We start from the raw sequence: 15953 nt of genomic DNA, 5'->3' as shown, positions 1-15953 counted from the left end.
GCGCTACCTCCCCAGCGTCTTGCGCGCGTCGGCGAGCACGTCGGCGATGTCGGCGCGAACGGCGAGCCCCCGATCCTCGATCGCGCGGGGGAGAAACTGCGTCTTGTTGTTTACGGCGATGTAGCTGGCCTGCGGTAACTGCGCCGTGAGGACCCAGAACGGCTCCTGGATAAACGCGGGCGTCATGCGGCCCACACCCAGCTCGAGGAAGAGGATCCTCTGCCGTGCGTGCGCGTCGAGCCATTCGGACACCTTGCGGTACTGCTCCTCGTAGAGTTCGCCCTGCAGGAAGTTGCCGTAGCCGCGAACCCAGGGGAACGCCTCTGCCCCGCAGTGCGGGCAGCGCGGCACGAGCTCTGTCGGAACCTCAAGGCCGTCTCCCATGGCCTCTACCATGTTGGAGACCGGCTCGACCGTATCCCACACCGCGTCGGTGCAACAGCGGGAGCACTGAAAGAAGCGGTGGTCGCCTTGGATCTCTGCCACTTTCTCCCAGGGATAGAGCTTCACAAACTGCGTGTCCTGGTTGGTGGTGAGCACGAAGAAATCCTTCTCGGCGAGAATGGCGTCGAGGTCCCTGTAGGGCTTGCGCAGCGGGGCGTTGAGCGTGGTGTCGAGGAAGGTGGCGAGGTATCCCCAGCGCGCCTCGGCGGTGGGCCAGCGGTAGAACGACCCCTCGAAAGCGCCCTTGAAACCGTAACGCTCGGCGAATTTGCCGAAATGCTTGCGATAGGTCGCGTTGTCCTCGTAGTAGAAGTCGCCGCCGCCCGCCGCGGAGAGCCCGGAGGCCCCGCCCGCCAGCACGCAATCGGCTTCCTCGATCATGCGGGCGAAGTCCTCGATTTGCTGGTCGTAGGGCTCGGGCTCGCGGTCACTCAGCTCATAGGGCGTGCCGCCGCTGCGGTAGGCGGCCTGAAGGGAAAACGATCGGTTGGTGAGCTCGATAACGAGCTGCTCGTACAGGGTCACTGGATACCTTCTTTCAGCTATTATAAACACGTGTCTATAAAAAGTATCCATGTCGATTTGCTTAAGAGCAATGAACAGCTTCGGCCTGCTGTCGATAAACGAGCGTTTGCCGGGTGTTGTCGAGCGTTGCAATTGGAGGGGTAATGGAAGCGGGGAAGATCGATCGTCGCCGACGCTATACACTCTCGGTCATACGGGAGGCGTTCTTCGCGCTGCTGGCCGAGGTCGGCTTCGCGAAGATGACGGTAGCGGATATCTGCCGCCGCGCCGATATTAACCGTGGCACGTTCTATCTGCACTACGAGGACAAGTTCGCCCTGCTCGACGCGCTTATCGACGAGGCCTTGGCGGCGGTGCCGCCGCTCGAGGGAACGGAGGCGGGTGCCCTCTGCCAGCGTCCGCCGGCAAACGATGACTATTATCTGCTCTACTCGGATGACGACGCGTACGCCCGGGTGGCACAGCGCGTCGTCGAGCGCGGCGCCGAGCAGATGGTTCCCTCGATCATGGAGGAGACTGGGCTTTCGCGCGAGGACGCCTATCTGCTCTTCGTCCACAACGTCCAGGGAAATCTCGCGGTCAACCGCCTGCTCGGTTGGAGGCGAGGGCCCGAGTTTTCCCACGCTCAGGAGCTGCTCAGCGCCTATTCCGAAGGGGGTATGCGAGCGGTATCGGCTCGTCACGATCCTCGTAGCTCGTCTTGACCGCATGTCATTTCAGGTAGGTGGCGTTGCTATGGGCCCTCTTTGATTTTCGACGTTGTATAAGGCAATCGCAATCGTCTTGAGCTTCTTTAGGGAACTTGAACAAGAGATATGGCCTGCTGGCGATTGATTAACACCATTCGTTTTGGTTACAAGAAAACATGCTGCGCGCCTGCAGCATGAGGGAGAGGGAATCCTATGAATATCGTTGTATTGAGCGGTAGCCCGCGTAAGGGCGCCAATACAGATACCATGGTCGAGGCGTTTGCCGAGACCGCGCGTGAGGGCGGCAATACGGTCGAGGTCGTCCGCGTTGCCAGCAAGAAGATCGCCGGCTGCTTGGGATGCCAGTACTGCTTCGCTCATGAGGGCGTCTGCGTGCAGAAGGATGACATGGTCAACGTGATCGAGTCGCTGAAAGACGCAGATATGGTCGTCTTTGCCTCGCCTATCTACTGGTTCGATATCACCGCGCAGGAGAAGGCTGTCATCGACCGCCTGTACGCCTTCGGTGCCACGGGTTTCCCGTTCACCAAGACGGCCCTTTTGCTCGATAGCCACAGCGAGGGCGTCTATGATGCGGCTATCGCTATGTACAAGTCGGCCTGCGCATACTGCAAGTGGGAGGACCAGGGCATTGTCACCATTAGCGGCATGACCGAGCGCGACAGCATGGTATCGTCGCCCAAGCTGGAAAAGGTGCGAGAGCTCGCTCGCAAGCTCGCCTAAGGGCAAGAAGAACGCATGGCAATCAGCGTTATTGGAAGTACTTGCCGTCCTTGCCGGGTGAATCGTTGATTGCCATGCACCGTTGCCCTTGTGGACAATCTCCGCGTGCTAGGAGACTTTCTCGCTCAGGAACTCCCTGAACGCGGGGATGTCAAAGCCAACGAGTCCACGTCCACGTTCCCCGATGACGCCGTCCTCGAGGAGACGGCGTTTATATTGGCTTGCATAGTTGCTGGCAACGCCCATGCGTTTGGCTATCTCCGAGACCCTGCTGGGGCCAGAATCGGGCAGCATCGCGAGCAAAAACTCAATGTCTTTATCGGAAAGCTCCCGATAGGTCGTTTCGAGAATTCGATCGCGCAGCTCCATACGGGCAAGCAGAGAACCCTGCTGGACATCAGGTGCGCTGATTTTGGGCGAGTTCTCCGAAACATCCCATGTGCGATATCCGACGAGCTGCATCATGTAGGGGAATCCGTCGACGGCCTTCACGGCATCCTCGAGCGCTTCTGGCGTGATTGAGCGGCCTCCGGCCTCAACGGTTTTGCGGAATGCGTTTGCAATTTCAACGTCAGTGATTCGTCCCAACTGATGATATTGGGAACGCCTGAGAAACGAGACGGAATCGTTACGCAGCAACGCCGATACTTTGTAGGGCAGTCCTGCCATGAGTAGGGCAACTTTTTTACCTTCGCGTACAAAGTGCTGGTAAACAGAGGCAAATTGAAGCATTTCTTCGAGATCGACGGTGACTTCATCGATGGTGATGAGAAGTCCGATGTCATGTTTTTCGAGTTGCTTAAAGATGCCATTCATGCGCGTGCGCCAGTTGCCCTGAGCCTCTTGAGCATATGTCCAATCGATGCCCACTGGGCCAATTTGAACACCGTTTATGCGCGCGTGAGGCTGTGAGAGGTAGCTATCTGCGGCTTCTTTGGTTCGCTCGATAATATCTTCGAGCATGCCTGGCATGGCGGAGACATTTGCTGCGATCCAGTCGTGTTCAAGCGCCGTTTCTGAAAGGAGCGAGAGAAGCGCCGTCTTGCCCGTTCCCCTTGCGCCAGTAAAAATGGTCGACAGGTTGGGATCTCCCGGGCCGTTGATAAAGCCACGGTTGATGTCACGCAGGATATGCTCGCGACCCGCTAGAAAGGGAGGGACGCTTCCGAACGTCGGGGTAAAGGGGTTCTTGCTGTACTCCATGGTAGCTCCTTTGCATGTTTTGCTAATTTTTGCAAGTTTTGCTAACTTTTGCAAGTTTTGCTAACGACTGGCCAAAGGGCATCGTAGCAGTGACGCTGACATTTTTTTACGCAGAAAAATAAGCAGAAATCAATTTATCTGCGTTAAAAAATAGTTGAGAAGAAAAACGACGAGCCCCGGGCGCAATGCCGTTGCGTTCCGGGCCTCGTCGCTTTGCGAAGTATCTAACGATCTCGTTGCCGTGGTACCTAGTCAAACAAGCTCGGCATGTCGTTTTCTTTCATGAGGGCACCGGCAGAGGGGAGGCTCTGCGCGGTAAACTTCTCGGCCGAGACGCCGGCGCCAAGGATTTCTTCGGTCGTGCCGACGGTGGTGACCGAGCGGCCCTTCTTGGCGGTAAAGGCCTGGATGCCCTGCGTGTTGGTGGTCGTCTTGGTTTTGAGCAGCGACGTGTTGAAGTTCATCAGACGGTAGTCGCTCGAGACCAGCGCGATGTCGCGATCTTCCTTGAGCACCTGGGCATACAGCAGCTTGCTGCCGCCATAGATGGCGTTCTTCAGGCGCTTGCGGTTGGTCTTGGTGACATATCCAGAAAGTGCGACGCGCACCACACGGCCGTTCTCAAAGACGAACAGCACGTCGGCCTTGTAGTCATCGGGGTCGATGACCCAGATGACACTCTCGTCGGGTTCCATCTCAAGATCGGTCGGCAGGTACGAGCCCAGCTGGGCCGACTTGGTGTCCTCAAATGCCGCAACCTTGCACTTGTACACCTGGCTCTTGTTGGTAAAGACCAGCAGCTCGTGGGTGTTGGAGGACGGAAACTCGATAAAGGGTTTGTCGCCGTCCTTGTACTTGAGCGTGGTCGCCTTCTTGAGCACGCGGTCCGTCATCTTTTTGAGGTAGCCATCGCGCGAGAGCATGATGGTGACCGGGTACTCCTCGACCTCGGGCTCCAAGCTTACTTCGATAACCTCATGGGGCTCGATCCTGCCCGTGCGGCGCGGCATCACATACTTCTTGTTGACCGCGGCCAGCTCGTCGCTGATGACCTTCTTGATGTTCTCTTCGCTCGAAAGGATCTCCTCAAGCTCGGCAATCTCACCCTCGAGCTTAGCGATGTCCTTGGTGCGGTTGAGGATGTACTCCTCGTTGATGTTGCGGAGCTTGAGCTCGGCGACAAACTCGGCCTGGGTCTCGTCGATGTCGAAGCCCTTCATAAGGTTGGGCACGACCTCGGCCTCGAGTTTGGTGCCGCGGATGATGGCGATCGCCTTGTCGATGTCGAGCAGGATCGCCTCAAGGCCGTGCAGCAGGTGCAGGCGCTCGGACTTTTTGCCCAGGTCAAAGTTAATGCGGCGACGCGTGGACTCAATACGCCACTTGACCCACTCGCGCAGGATCTGGCGCACGCCCATAACACGGGGATAGCCGTCGACGAGCACGTTGAAGTTGCACGAGAACGAGTCCTGCAGCGTGGTCGAGCGATAGAGCTTGGCCATGAGCTTGTCGGGGTCGACGCCGCGCTTAAGGTCGATGGCGATGCGCAAGCCCGAGAGGTCGGTCTCGTCGCGGATGTCAGCGATCTCTTTGACCTTGCCCTCCTTGGAGAGCTTGACGATGCGCTCGATGATGACATCGGTCTTAGTGGTGTAGGGAATCTCGTACACCTCGACGATGCGCTCTTCGGGAATCCAGCGCCAGCGGGAGCGAATCTGGAAGCTGCCAAGGCCGGTCTCGACGATCTTCTCCATCTCCTCGCGGCGGTAGATAATTTCGCCGCCGGTCGAGAAGTCAGGCATGGGCATGTACTCGAGCAGGTCGCAGTCGGGATCCTGCAGGTAGTGCATCGTGGCGGTGCAGACCTCGTTGAGGTTGAAGCCGCAGATGTCGGACGCCATGGCGACGCCGATGCCCTTATTGGCCGAGACAAGGATGTTGGGGAACGTGGTGGGCAGCAAGCGCGGCTCCTTCATAGCGCCGTCGTAGCTGTCGACGAAGTCGACCGGGTCCTTGTCGATATCTTTGAAGATCTCGGCGCTGATGGGGGAGAGCTTGGCCTCGGTATAACGCGAGGCGGCGTAGCTCAGGTCGCCCGAATAGTACTTGCCAAAGTTGCCCTTCGACTCCACGAAGGGGGCAAGCAGTGCCTCGTTGCCCGTGGCCAGGCGCACCATCGTCTCGTAGATGGCGGCATCGCCGTGCGGGTTGAGCTTCATGGTCTGGCCCACAATGTTGGCGCTCTTCTGGCGCTCGCCCTTGAGCAGACCCATCTTGTACATGGTGTAGAGCAGCTTGCGGTGCGAGGGCTTAAAGCCGTCGATCTCGGGGAACGCACGCGAGACGTTGACGCTCATGGCGTAGGGCATGTAGTTGACCTCGAGCGTCTGCGTGATCGGCTGGTCGGTGACCTCGGAGTGCAGGCCGATGACGTTCTCGGCGTTGACCTGCTTTTTCTTTGGCTGGTTCTTCGTCTTCTTCTTTGCCACGATTTCCTCTTGAACTTCTTATGGGCCGTCGTTATCGATTTTTCCGCTACTGCAGGTCCAGCTGGTCCAGGTATTCCTTGCCGTGCTCGGAGATATGGCGCTTGCGGCCTGCCTCGTCGTTGCCAAGCAAAAGGTTGAACATGGTTTCCATCTTGGTGACGTCCTCGGGCTCCACCTTGATCAGGCGGCGCGTCTCGGGGTTCATGGTGGTGAGCCACATCATGTCCGGATCGTTCTCACCAAGACCCTTGGAGCGGTTGATGGAACACTTCTGGTCGCCGATCTCCTTGAGGATGCCGTTCTTCTCGAGTTCGGTGTAGGCAAAGTAGGTCTTCTCTTTGCAGTTGATCTCGTAGAGCGGCGACTCGGCGATATACACGTAGCCCTCGTCGATAAGTGTGGGCACCAGGCGGTAGAGCATGGTGAGCACGAGCGTGCGGATGTGATAACCGTCGACGTCGGCGTCCGTACAGATGATGACCTTGTTCCAGTTGAGGTTGTCCAGGTCAAAGGCGCCCAGGTTCTTGATGCGCTTGTCCTTGATCTCCACACCGCAGCCCAGCACGCGCATAAGGTCCATGATGATGTCGGACTTAAAGATGCGCGGATAGTCCTCCTTCAGGCAGTTGAGAATCTTGCCGCGGACGGGCATAACGCCCTGGAACTCGGCATCGCGCGAGGTGCGAATGGCGCCTGCTGCCGAGTCGCCCTCTACGATGTAGATCTCGCGACGGCTCTTGTCTTTGGAGCGGCAATCGATGAACTTTTGCACGCGGTTGGCCATGTCGGTCTTTTGCTGCAGGTTGGTCTTGATGCTCTGGCGCGTCTTTTCGGCATTCTCGCGCGAGCGCTTGTTGATGAGCACCTGCTCCACGATCTTGTTGGCGGCGTCTTTGTTCTCGATCAAGTAGGTCGAGAGGCGCTCCTTAAAGAAGGCGGTCATGGCCTGCTGGATAAAGCGGTTATTGATAGCCTTCTTGGTCTGGTTTTCGTAGGACGTCTGGGTGGAGAAGCAGTTGGTCACCAGTACCAGGCAGTCCTGGACGTCTTGCCACTTAATGCCGGTCTCGTTTTTGTTGTACTTGCCCTGTTGCTTAATATAGGCATCGATGGCGCTGGTCAGAGCGCTGCGCGCGGCCTTCTCGGGCGAGCCGCCGTTCTCGAGCCACGATGAGTTGTGGTAGTACTCCTGCATCGTCAGGGTCCTCGAGAAGCACATGCACGCGGTGATCTTGACGTTGTAGTCGGGCAGGTCCTCGCGATCGCGACCGCGGCGGTCGGCCTCGATAAAGAAGGGCTCGGTGAGGTAATCGGCACCGACCTTCTCGAGCACGTAGTCCTCGATACCCTTGGGGTAGCAAAAATCCTCTTCGGAAAACTCGCCGTCGTCGCCCTCGATGCGCAGGCGGAAGGTCACGTTGGCGTTGACCACGGCCTGGCGGCGCATGGTCTCGCGATACCAGTCGTGGGGAATGCTGATCGAGGTAAAGACCTCAAGATCGGGGCGCCACTTGATGGTGGTGCCGGTGCGGTCCTCGTCGCTGGGCTCGATCTCGAGCGCCTTCTTTTTGGCGCCGACGACCTTGCCTTTCTTAAAGTGCAGAGAGTACTTGTTACCGTCGCGCCAAACGGTGACGTCCATGTACTCGGAAGCGTACTGGGTCGCGCACGAGCCCAGGCCGTTGGTGCCGAGCGAGAAGTCGTAGTCGCCGCCCTGGTTGTTGTTGTACTTGCCGCCGGCGTAGAGCTCGCAAAAGACGAGCTCCCAGTTAAAGCGCTTCTCGGAAGGGTTCCAGTCGAGTGGACAGCCGCGGCCGTTGTCCTCTACCTGAATGGAGCCATCGCGAAAGGCGGTAAGGATGATGAGCTTGCCGTAGCCCTGGCGCGCCTCGTCAACGGCGTTGGACAGGATCTCGAAGGCGGCATGCGCGCAGCCGTCGAGCCCGTCCGAGCCAAAGATGACGGCGGGGCGCAGGCGTACGCGCTCCTCGTCCTTGAGCTGACGAATACTGTCGTTACCATAGTTTGCGGTGTTTTTTGCCATACTCGCTCTCTCGGTGCTCCTTTGCTGCGTTTAAGTCATATAGATAGTCAAGGTAGCATAGCCCAGCCCACAGACGATTCCACCCAACACGAAATCCATCGAACAATCGTTCGATTAGATAATGGATGCTTGGGATGCGGGTGGGGTCTGTCCTATTCAAACATCTGCGGCAGGTCGATGAAGACGGTTCGATCGCTTTCGTCAGCTTCGAAGCCCGAACGGGAGAAGAATCCGTAGCGATGGCACTTGAGCCCCGTTGCCTCGACTTGGGTGATTTCCTCGTCGACCATTTTTTGCGTGACGGGGGATTTGCGGAACTTTGCTTCGTAGAATGCGTAGCCCTCGGGGTCTTGCGTTACCACATCGAATTCGCCGCTCGTTTTGTTTGCGGGATCGTCGTACCAGTACTTGCCTATGGCATCGAAAGCCGGTTCGATCTTGCCAGTCCTGTTTTGCCGCACGAGGTATTGACGGCAGATCTCCTCGAACATATGTGGAGTGTAGTTTTCCTCGAAGTCTTGGGAGACGTGACGATCATAGAAGACTTCCGGGTCGAGCAGCTGACGCGCAGAGGCATTGCGGAAGACGTAGCGATAGTAAAAGAGCGAAAGTGGGTCCACCACAAAGTAGCCAGACTTGCGCTTATTCGTAGGGTCGTTGATGGGTGCACGCTTTTGGACGATTTCGAGTGACATGAGCTTGTCGAGTACGTCCGCCATGGCCGGACCGCTCGAGACGTGCGACTGTGCCAGCACGTCCCCCCAACGGGAGTAACCTTGTGCGAGAGCCCCGAAAACTTCGTTGGCGTTGGTCATCTTCGAGATCTCGGCGTTGAGATAGGACGGTACTTCGCTTTCTAAGCGGGCGCCAGGTTCTGTGACGAGCTCGATGATATTGTCGCGTACGCTTTGGGACTGATCGATGAGGCGATTGTAAAAGGGGATGCCGCCAAAAACGCTATAGAGCCGCACCTTGTCCTCGGGTGAGAACGCGGGATAGAACTTTGCAGCGTCAAAGTAATCCATGGGCTTAAGCTCAAGCGCGAGATCAATTCGCCCGTAGAGGGGGCTTTCATGCTCGATGAGAGATTTCATAATCTCAACGTAGGAGCCGCACAGGACAATGTTTAAACGTGAGTCTTCCCTGCGAGCGTCGATTGAGGTCTGGAGAATGCTGTCTAAGCCTTTAACCGCATCTCTCAAGTAGGGGTATTCGTCGAGAACGAGGGTAATGTTCTTGTCTTTGGCTTGGGCAAACAGAAATTCGATGAGCTCGCGGATGCCCGTGAAGGCGAGCGGAGGAAAGCTTAGCGCTTCAGCAGCAAGGGCGGACAGACTCTCGAGGTTGTCTGCCTCGGAGGTTTGGCGGCACTCGTAATAGATCGTTGCGACGTCCGATAAATCGGTTAGCGCCTGCTTGATGAGCTCACTTTTGCCGACGCGACGCCTTCCGTAAATGAGAACATTGCGCTGCTCGGGCGCATTGAGTGTATTCTTAATACGGGCGAGTTCAAGCTCCCTGCCAATGAATTCCACTTACTCGGTTCCTTCCGACTCGGTTTTGTCCGAGTTAATTGTATCGCATGAATAAGTTTATGCTCGAGTTTACTCGGACAAAACCGAGTCGGTTTTGTCCGAGTAAGTTTGAATAGCGAATCGAAATTGTTATGTCCACATGGCGATGGCGGACATGGTTTCCATAAGCGCCGCGTTCGCGCTTGTTATTGCCGCAATGCGCTGTGTCGCTGAGGCGCAGATCGTACCGCTCGAAAGCGTCTTTTGGTTGGCGAACCTGGCCACGGGCGTGTTCTGCGGTGCGACGATTTTCGCGGCCACGTTTGCTGTCCTGTGCGCAACGTTTTTCACGGCGAAAAGACGCCGTGCCAAGCTCGAGGCAGAACTCGACTCCTCAGACGACATTTAATGTGCAATGGGCTGGCTCTGGGTATCCAGAACCAGCCCATTTTGATGTTCGATGAGCCGATTCAGCGTCTCTCACAAAAGTAAGTAGGAGCTAGCGAGGCCTATCCAAATTGACCTCATTGGCGGTGTCGGTTTCGACCGCCGTGCGGCGGGCGCTGTAGGCGATGAGGCCGGCGCCTGCCGCGGCGAGTGCTGCAGCGGCTGCCGTAAGGGGAGCGTTGACATCGCCCGTGCCCGCAAGCGCGCCCGCTTTTCCGGAGCGCTTGTTATTGCCGTGGTCCTTGCCGCTGCCGGAGCTGCTTCCGTCCGCGCCGCCGCCCTCGTCAGTACCGCCGCCACTTGAGCCACCATCGCCGTCCGCCGTCATCGGGGCGTCGTGAAGTCCTGTCGTATCCGAGCTGTCGCATACGCCGACCTGAACTTCTGAGCGTTCGCATGCCGCGTCGGACACATGAAGTTCGTGCAGTACGGCACCCAGCGCCGAGTTTGCGCCGGGTCGGATTTCCTCGAGCGTCACGGGGTCGAGCGCCACCAGATTACGTGCCTTCGCATACAGCGTTACGCGTTTGCCCACTTCGTCGCTCCAACTCTCGGGGATGGCGAAGCTCATGCGGAACTGTGCCGTGCAACCCGGTGCCAGCACGGCGTTGCCGTTGTCGGCTACCAGCGGGTGCGTTGCAAAACGTGTGCCCAGCGTCTCGAGTGCGTACTTCACGTGTGCCATGTCGTTGGCCGAAGCGTCCTCGGCAAGCTCTGGATCGTAGATCGAAGCCATGCGTGCGTTCGCGCCGAATCCGATGGATGCGCTGGAGAACGGCTGGCTGGAGCCCTCTCGATACAGATCGATCGTGCCGGCGGTCAGCAAGGTGTTGCCGTCGTTTCGCACCGTGACCACGAAGGATTCGCCTGCTGCTCCGGGCACCACTGCGCCCGAGGTGGCGACCGCCCCTGTCGGAGTGGCACACGCCACCAAGGGCACTTCGATGCCGTGTAGCTCTGCCTCGCTCTTCTCTGCGCTCACAATGTGCGTGGCGAGCGTGGAGAGTATGCCTCCCGACGTCAAAAATGTCGTTATCTGATCGACGGGATGGTCCAGTTCGCACATCACGAACGGCTCCGTGAACAGATCGCCTGCCAAGGTGCTGGCGAAGATGCGGAAGTGCTTGCCCATCACTGCTACCGGGTTGCCTTCTTCGTCGTAGGTTTGTCCCACCTTGCCATCGGTGTTCTCCACATAGAGCACGCACCTGCCGTTGTTGCTCACGCTAAACGATGCCGGGCCACAGCCTGCGGCACCCACGGGCTGCGTTGCAAATGCCGATGCGCCTCGCGTCCAAGTAATGTGCTGCAGTTGCTCGTTGACGGTTGCCAAAAAGCCCGAGTGTTGTGGCCACGGCACCGCACGGGGCACCGTGGCGTCTGGTGACATAACGCCCCAGCCCGCAATGGACTGGCCGATCACAGCGTACGATGCGCAGCCGCAGCCGTCTGCGGTCTCGTACACAACGGGCACCACCATTTTGCCGTTGATAGTTTCGGGCTCGCCCAGCTCGATACTCGACGGTGCTTGTGGAAAGCGGAGGACCTGACGGAATGTCAGGCTGTCGCCCGAAACGTCCGACCACAGGGTAAAGCACTCCAGCGCAACCTCGGCCTCGCTGCCGAGCGCCTTTTCTGCGGTGGTTCCGCGGCGGTGGAGGTAAGCACCCGACAGGCGTCCGTCGACCAGCGTCTTGCCCACCGTGATACGCGGGCACTGCAGGCAATGGTAGCCATCCTCTTGCAGACGGCCGCGCGAGATGCTGCGCCATGACGTATGCGACACCACGCGGATCTCATCATTACTTATGCGCAGGCGCACGACGGACAGTATGCCGGCTGTGCTTGCCGTATCGAAAAGGGTGTTGTCACCGTCGGGGCGCTCGCCCGAGACCAGCAGCACGTAGGCGTCTTGGTTTCCTCTTCCGTCTGTATATTCCACCACGTCGAAGTCGTAATCGTATATGCCGTCGCGCTCCACGTCGCCCTCGCCAAACCCAAGGGGAAAGTCCACGGGCGTGGGAGCGGACCACGTGCCGTTTGCCTTTGTGTGCACCACCAAGCGCGAGCGACCATTGTCGCCGTACCGCACCGAGGCGATACGGAACAGGCATTCTACGCCGGCAATCATTGCCAGCTTCATGTGGGCTTCGCTGAGCACGCCGGAAAACAGCACGTTGTCGCTCGAGGGTTTTATGCCGCCACGCTCGTCCTCCGACACGCCGGCAGAATTGGCGTTGGGGTCCGCAACGGCGTTCGTCGCCTGCCCGATATAGGTGTACTTATACATTGGCGCGGCGTTTTCGTCGTTCTCTATCAGTGCATGGACGAAATGCTCGATCTGTCCCGTGTCGTCGCTTTCTGCATCCGCCTCGAGCTCAATGCGCGTGACCGCTTGATCCCAATCGCGCACGACAGGCGCGGCGTTTACGGCAGTGGCCTTAACCTCGGCGCGTGCGAGCAGCTCGGCGTTGGTGACGATGGTGGCCGACGCGATAAACTGCGGCACACCACCTGCCTCGGCGTTGCCGCCCGAGCCGAAGCAGGCGTTCAGCGTATAAGGCGTATCTCCACCCAAGGCCAGCTCAGAGCGCTGGAGTACATACTGGTCGCCGTTGTTCACCGACATATTCCACGAATCGGCGAGTGTGGGCCACGATCCCGACCAAGCCTTGGTGGTCCACTTGAACATAACGAACTGGAGTATCACATCGACATCGACGTCTGCACCTACGCGCAGTCGCGGAAGCGGGTGTCCATCTGCCTTCTCGTACCCAATGAACAGCGTGAGGGATGCGGCGCCGCGCACGGCAGACGAGGCGACGCCCGCAACGCCGGCTCCAAAGGTAACGGCAAGCCCGATCTGGATGGTGAACGAGCCCGACGTGTTTGACCAATCGAGCGAAATGTTTTTAAAAAACGCCGCGCCGCTACCGTGCGTGTGGGCGCCCACGGCGAGCGCCAGTTTTGCCAGCACCCAGGGGTTGACGTTTAGGAAAAACGGTACCGGTCCCAAGGTGAACTGTTCGGTCCAGTTGAGGTCGGTTCTTACCTGGAAGAGGGCCTTAATATTGCCGTATGCGGGGTCGTTGTTGTCACCCCAGGTTTTGCCCACCCAATCGTAGGCGAGCGAGCCGTACAGCTGTGTGGCGATATCCATCGTGAACAGCAGCGTGCAATGGTGGCGAAGGAGCTTGGTGTTTCTTGGATCGGTGCCCGAACCGGCACTCATGCTCTTGTACTGATTCCACTTCCCTTCCATTTCGTCGAGGTAGCGGCTTGCCTGCTTGGCGCCCGACTCGCGCGGCGATTTCTTCCAGTATTCCGGATCAGGGTTGCCCGAATCGTTCATATAGCTGGCTGGTTTGTATCCTCCGCCAAACAGTACGTACCCGGCAAACGAGAAATCGAAGAGGATCGGAAATGTGGGCATCCAATACGTGAACTTATTACCACCGATGCCAGGAAACGATGCGGGGAAATCAAACGGAGTGATCTCTTGGTCCATGGTGGTGGGAATGATGGTGGTCGAGCCCGATTCTGCCTTTGCGGCTGGCGCAGTGACAACGGCCATGGGGGAGGAGAGCGTGTAGGTTTTACCCTGATATTCGAGGACAAAGCGCAGCTTGCATCCTTCTTCCAGAAGGCTCGACGCTGCATCGAGGAACTTGTCTTCGAGTATGAACGTCGCCAGGTTATCCGCGCCCGATGCGCTGGCCTTGACTTGGCCAATCTGCGTGACGGTTTCGGATGAGCTGCCCGCGGCAGGCGTCACTTTGTTGATGCGCAGCGTTGCCTGTCCACCCTGTGGCAGATGTGCCTGCACGGTAAAGGCGTGCGTATCGGGCTGCTCGTTTGTCGTGTCGTTCTTCGGCAATGCCATGAACGTAGCTTCGGCGTATTGGATGTCCCATTCGTCGAATGTGAGCTGGCGGAAGTACGGCTCGTCGTCGGAAAGCGGACGCGTGGGCGCGGTTATGGCGGTGCCGCCCTGGATACGCGCAAGGGGAATCTCGACATCACGGTAGCCCGCCATGCTAATGGAGATGCCGCCGTTAAAGTCGTACGCGTCGAGAAGCGTCGCCTCGTCCACGTAGCCTTCCGAAAGCGGCGCGACCTCAAAGATGGCCGTGCCCTCATCGTCGGTCGTGGCGGAGAGCTGCTTGCCCGCGGCATAACGCGACGCGAGCGTGACCTGCGCTCCCTTGACGGGCATATTCTTGTTGGCGACGTCGACCACGACCACACCAAACATGGTGCGCGAGAGAACGAGCACCCTGAAGGGGTCTTTTTCGTCGGCATAGGCTTCGGTGGGCGCGAACGGCAGCAGGAAGGCATTTTTGCTTCCCGGCACGCGAGGCAACATGATGCTCGCTAGCGAGGACGCTCCGGCAACAAGTAACGAACGGCGATCAAGCATTTTTGGCTCCCATCCCGCAAATATCGGTGGAAATAATCCAATTTTGCGAGATGGCGCCCCGTGGCGGTAGTGCCGTTCAAGGGCCAAAATGTCCAATTTAGGCGAGCGAAGTGCCGGGTTCCGGAACGCGTTCGATGCGCTTGGCAGCCCGGTCGCTAACGCAGCATATGCGCGACCAGCTCGGCGCGCGTGCCGATGCCAAGCTTTGCATATACGCCGGATAGGCGGTTTTTAACAGTGCCCGGCGATACTCCCATATGGCGTGCGATTTCGGCGTTGGTCCACCCACGACAGGCGAGCATGGCCATGGTGAATTCCGTGGTCGTTAGGTCGTCGGCAACGTCCTCACCCGAATCGGGGTTGTGGATGCGCCGCCAGCCGTAGCTGAATCGATACGTAATCTCGATGATGCGTGCGAAATCGTCAGGGTATTGCGATTTTAGGCATGCCTCGATGAGTCCCTGCAAAAGGCCGTGGTGCTCGCCGATGAGTTCGATAAGGCCGTCGGGGCGCGCAATGTCCCAAGCGGCGCCGAAATGCGCTTTTGCGTCGTCGACGTCTTTGAGACTCATACGGGCCATCGAAGCCGACAAGTGCAGGAATAGCTCCGAGATGGGGTAGCTTCCCTGTTTCATAATCAGGGCGTTTTCCGCCATGCCCAGGCTGCGGCCGTATTCGCCGCGCAGATACAAGGCGTGCGCCATCACGTAGCTGGCGAACAGTCGCAGGCCTTCGGGTAGGTGCGCCGCAAGTGGATAAAACTCTTCGGCAGAATACGGGGAAGGCAAGTGCAGCAGGACGCTCGCGGCCGAGGTGAACAGGATATGCGTGGCGTGGACGGCGGGCGATTCCTCGTCGGCCGGCGTATCGAGGATGCCCGCAAGGCACCGGCGGGCGTCGGCGATACGGTTGAGCGACAGACTGGCGTATCCGCAGATAAAGCATGCGGAATAGCGCAGCGCGGGATCGGTGACGTCAAGATAGGGGCGCGCCGTCTTGGCAGCGAGGGTGGCCTGTCCGCGAAAGTACAGCGCTTCTGCCGTGGCAATGGCGCGCGAATCGGGGTCGGAAATGCCTGCAACCGCAGTGTCAATCTGCCCCGGCACAAAGGCAGTGCACATCAACGGCATGGGAACGCATGGGTAGCCATCGCAGTCCATCTTCCATCTCCCAACAGCTGACAACAATAGCTGCAATTGTACTCCTGTTGCCCGGAACTGGAATTTGTGGGTATCGCCTGCGATTATGCCGAACGTATAAAGGAAGAGTCTATTGGCGATGCTCCCAAGGTGGCTACCGAAGCCTAGCTGACCTCGACATTAGGAAAAATTGCCACCCTTGCAAAAAGCTCTGTCGCAGCGATGGGAAACGCATCTCGTTCTGCATATAATGAGGTCATATGACGGTGCGTCTGCATACGCGCGGCGCATTTCC

At 58.4% G+C, this 15953-nt stretch carries 10 protein-coding genes; 3 read left to right on the top strand and 7 right to left on the bottom strand.

Annotated features, from left to right (window positions below):
- Positions 1 to 3: 3 nt before the first annotated feature.
- Positions 4 to 1020, bottom strand: a complete 1017-nt coding sequence (locus AAAX73_RS03655; protein WP_349125041.1) for an NAD-dependent protein deacetylase — start codon at positions 1018 to 1020, stop codon at positions 4 to 6.
- Positions 1021 to 1112: 92 nt separating this feature from the next.
- On the opposite strand from AAAX73_RS03655, the gene AAAX73_RS03650 reads away from it, so the two are divergent.
- Positions 1113 to 1673 carry a TetR/AcrR family transcriptional regulator gene (locus AAAX73_RS03650; RefSeq protein WP_349125040.1) on the top strand — a complete coding sequence of 187 codons (561 nt, stop codon included), beginning with the start codon at positions 1113 to 1115 and terminating at the stop codon, positions 1671 to 1673.
- A 198-nt stretch (positions 1674 to 1871) separates the two neighbouring features.
- The gene (locus AAAX73_RS03645; RefSeq protein WP_349125039.1) at positions 1872 to 2402 is read left to right on the top strand and encodes an NAD(P)H-dependent oxidoreductase; all 531 of its coding nucleotides are present in this window, start codon (positions 1872 to 1874) and stop codon (positions 2400 to 2402) included.
- 108 nt (positions 2403 to 2510) lie between these two features.
- Here the strand turns inward: AAAX73_RS03645 and AAAX73_RS03640 are convergent, their stop codons facing one another.
- The 4 genes from AAAX73_RS03640 to AAAX73_RS03625 form a co-directional block, all read right to left on the bottom strand.
- On the bottom strand, positions 2511 to 3605 hold the full coding sequence (locus AAAX73_RS03640) for an ATP-binding protein (protein WP_349125038.1): 1095 nt from the start codon (positions 3603 to 3605) through the stop codon (positions 2511 to 2513).
- A 248-nt stretch (positions 3606 to 3853) separates the two neighbouring features.
- On the bottom strand, positions 3854 to 6094 hold the full coding sequence (locus tag AAAX73_RS03635) for a DNA gyrase subunit A (RefSeq protein ID WP_349125037.1): 2241 nt from the start codon (positions 6092 to 6094) through the stop codon (positions 3854 to 3856).
- Between the two features lie 46 nt (positions 6095 to 6140).
- The gene (locus AAAX73_RS03630; RefSeq protein WP_349125036.1) at positions 6141 to 8138 is read right to left on the bottom strand and encodes a toprim domain-containing protein; all 1998 of its coding nucleotides are present in this window, start codon (positions 8136 to 8138) and stop codon (positions 6141 to 6143) included.
- A gap of 152 nt (positions 8139 to 8290) precedes the next feature.
- Positions 8291 to 9673: an ATP-binding protein gene (locus AAAX73_RS03625; RefSeq protein WP_117786437.1), complete on the bottom strand. Its 1383-nt coding sequence runs from the start codon at positions 9671 to 9673 to the stop codon at positions 8291 to 8293.
- A gap of 145 nt (positions 9674 to 9818) precedes the next feature.
- Here AAAX73_RS03625 and AAAX73_RS03620 point away from each other — a divergent pair, with 145 nt between their 5' ends.
- Entirely contained in the window at positions 9819 to 10061 is a 243-nt protein-coding gene (locus tag AAAX73_RS03620; RefSeq protein WP_349125035.1) for a hypothetical protein, read from the top strand.
- Between the two features lie 90 nt (positions 10062 to 10151).
- Here the strand turns inward: AAAX73_RS03620 and AAAX73_RS03615 are convergent, their stop codons facing one another.
- Entirely contained in the window at positions 10152 to 14519 is a 4368-nt protein-coding gene (locus tag AAAX73_RS03615) for a hypothetical protein (protein ID WP_349125034.1), read from the bottom strand.
- 155 nt (positions 14520 to 14674) lie between these two features.
- Positions 14675 to 15679, bottom strand: coding sequence for a LuxR C-terminal-related transcriptional regulator (locus AAAX73_RS03610; RefSeq protein WP_349125033.1), 1005 nt, complete (start codon positions 15677 to 15679; stop codon positions 14675 to 14677).
- Positions 15680 to 15953 lie beyond the last annotated feature (274 nt).

Source organism: Collinsella sp. CLA-ER-H9 (assembly GCF_040092295.1).
In the GTDB taxonomy this organism is placed as follows: Bacteria; Actinomycetota; Coriobacteriia; order Coriobacteriales; family Coriobacteriaceae; genus Collinsella.
The sequence above is the reverse complement of the archived record's forward strand: the minus strand, read 5'-3'. Positions and strand labels throughout refer to the sequence as shown.